This window comes from Aeromicrobium sp. REDSEA-S32_B7, assembly GCF_001626145.1.
Lineage (GTDB): Bacteria > Actinomycetota > Actinomycetes > Propionibacteriales > Nocardioidaceae > Aeromicrobium > Aeromicrobium erythreum.
In genome coordinates, this window is the sequence record NZ_LUNF01000268.1 from 1 (window position 1) to 2627 (window position 2627).

Consider the following 2627-nt stretch of genomic DNA (forward strand, 5'->3'; position numbering starts at 1 on the left):
GGGTCGGGCGCGAGCCCCAGCACCTCCTCGCGGGTGGCGTCGTCGGCGGCGGCGAAGGCGGCCACGTCGGTGACGCGCAGGTAGAGCGGGCTGGCGAAGCGTCGGCTCGACGGCGAGTACGGCGAGCGGACGAGCGGCGTCGACGGCACGAACGCCTGCACGGGATTGACGAGCAGGACCCCCGCGCCCTGCTCGGTCGCGGCGCGCCGGGCCAGCTCGGCGAGGTCGGCGAGGTCGCCCATCTGCCACGAGCCCGACGAGTGGACGGAGTACAGCTGCAGCATCCAGCCCCAGGTCCGCGGCACCTCCGGCAGCCGCGCCGGCGCCACGACGACCGTGACCTCGTCGCGGTCGTCGGTGACGAGGCGGTGCCAGCCCAGGGGCAGGTCGGCCGGCAGCGTGCCGTCGACGTCGAGGGTGGTGCCGTCCTCCAGCTCGATCCGACCGTGCACGCCGAGGTCGCGGGCCTGGCCCTGCACCACGGCCACCGTGCCGGGCACGGGCGAGCGGGTCGACCGGACGGCGTCCAGGGCGCTCGCGACCGACTCCGGCGTGCTCGCGTCGACACCGAGCTCGGACAGCACCGCGACGACCACGTCGGGGTCGACGTCGACCGGGCTGCGGTCGGACCCCTCGTAGGACACGGCCACGCCGTGGGCCGCGGCGAGGGCGGCGAGGTCGTCGTCGGGGAAGGCCATGACGCCCAGCATGGTCGCGACCGGCCCCGCCCACCACTTCGGCGAGGTCCGTGTGTCCCGACGCACGCGTGGGACGGGTCGCCAGCGCCTGCGCCGACGGCACGCAAGAGTCTGCATCCGTGCTCCGACGCGAGTCGCGGCCCGCGCACCTCGACGAGCGCGAGCGCCGCCAGCTCCGCGCCCGAACTCGACACCGTTCACGTGGCCGACACGAGACCCGCCTACGCTTCTCGCGTGGACTGGAGCGACTACGACGCGGCCCTCTTCGACCTCGACGGCGTGATCACGCCGACCGCCGAGGTGCACCGGCGCGCCTGGGACAAGATGTTCAACGACGTGCTGAGCGAGCGCGGTGTCGAGGAGCCGTACACCGACGACGACTACTACCGCTACGTCGACGGCAAGCCGCGCTACGACGGCGTCCGCTCCTTCCTGGAGTCGCGCGGCATCGAGCTGCCCGAGGGCACGCCCGACGACGCGCCCGAGGAGGAGACGGTCGGCGGGCTCGGCAACCGCAAGAACGTCCTCTTCGAGGAGATCCTCGACCGCGACGGCGTCCAGGCCTACCCCGGCTCCGTCGCCCTGCTCGACGCACTCGCCGAGCGCGGCACGCGCGTGGCCGTCGTCTCCAGCTCGCGCAACGCCCCGAAGGTCCTGCGCGCCGCCGGTCTCATCGAGCGGTTCCCGATCATCGTCGACGGCGCCGTCGCCGCCGACCGGCAGCTGGCGGGCAAGCCGGCACCCGACACCTACCTGTTCGCCGGGCAACAGCTCGACGTCGAGCCGTCGCGAGCCGTGGTGCTCGAGGACGCGACGTCGGGCGTGGCGGCGGGTCGGGCCGGACGCTTCGGTCTCGTCGTCGGGGTCGACCGCGGGGCGGGCGCCGACGCGCTGCGCGAGCACGGCGCCGACGTCGTCGTCGACGACCTGCAGGAGCTCGTCTGATGTCGCCGCTGGACCAGCCCACCGAGCCCGTCGACGAGGACCGTGGCCTCGGACCGTCGCACGAGGCGCCGCCCGTGCGCGACTTCCTCGACCGCTCGCGCTGGCCCGCCGACGAGTGGCGGCTCACCGAGCGTCGCTACGACGCCGGCGACCTCGGCCTCACCGAGACGCTGTTCGCCGTCGGCAACGGCTACCTCGGGCTGCGCGGCAACGTCGAGGAGGGCCGCGACTCCCACACGCACGGCACCTTCGTGAACGGCTTCCACGAGACGTGGCCCATCCAGCACGCCGAGGAGGCCTTCGGGTTCGCGCGCGTCGGTCAGACGATCGTCAACGCCCCGGACGCGAAGATCATCCGGCTCTACGTCGACGACGAGCCGCTGCTGCTCTCGGTCGCCGACCTGCACGAGTACGAGCGCTCGCTCGACCTGCGCGACGGCGTGCTCCGACGTCGGCTGCTGTGGCGCACCCCGTCGGGCAAGCGGGTGCTGGTGGAGTCGACGCGCATGGTCAGCCTCGAGCAGAAGCACCTTGCGGTGATGACGTTCGAGGTGACGCTGCTCGACGACCCCGCCCCCGTGGCGATCTCCTCGCAGATCCTCAACCGTCAGGACGGCGAGGACGAGTACCACGTCCGGCACAAGGCCATGGGCGAGGGCAGCGACCCGCGCAAGGCCGAGCAGCTCACCCGTCGGGTGCTGGAGCCGCAGACGAACGAGGGCGACAGCGACACCGGCCGGGTCGCGCTCGGCTTCCGGTGCGCCGAGAGCGGCATGACGCTCGGCGTGATGGCCGACCACGACATCGTCACCGAGAACGAGTTCACCAGCCGGGTCGTCACCGGCGACGACCTCGCGAAGACCACGTACCGGGTCGCCGCGCAGCCCGGCGTCCCCGTCCGGCTGACCAAGACGGCCGCGTACCACACGTCGCGCGGCGTGCCGTCGCGCGAGCTGCTCGACCGCTGCCGTCGCACCCTCGACC

Annotated in this window: 2 protein-coding genes and 1 pseudogene; 2 read left to right on the forward strand and 1 reads right to left on the reverse strand. The window is 73.3% G+C overall.

Going from position 1 to position 2627, the window contains the following annotated elements:
• The coding region (locus tag A6Q79_RS16220; protein WP_317698774.1) for a 4-alpha-glucanotransferase at window positions 1-698 on the reverse strand (698 nt) is incomplete at its 3' end.
• A 234-nt stretch (window positions 699-932) separates the two neighbouring features.
• On the opposite strand from A6Q79_RS16220, the gene A6Q79_RS16225 reads away from it, so the two are divergent.
• Together A6Q79_RS16225 and A6Q79_RS16230 are read left to right on the forward strand one after the other, a co-directional pair.
• Window positions 933-1643: an HAD family phosphatase gene (locus A6Q79_RS16225; RefSeq protein ID WP_286689235.1), complete on the forward strand. Its 711-nt coding sequence runs from the start codon at window positions 933-935 to the stop codon at window positions 1641-1643.
• Window positions 1643-2627: pseudogene (locus tag A6Q79_RS16230) on the forward strand (glycoside hydrolase family 65 protein); the annotation flags it as partial. The gene A6Q79_RS16225 and the pseudogene A6Q79_RS16230, both read left to right, overlap by 1 nt.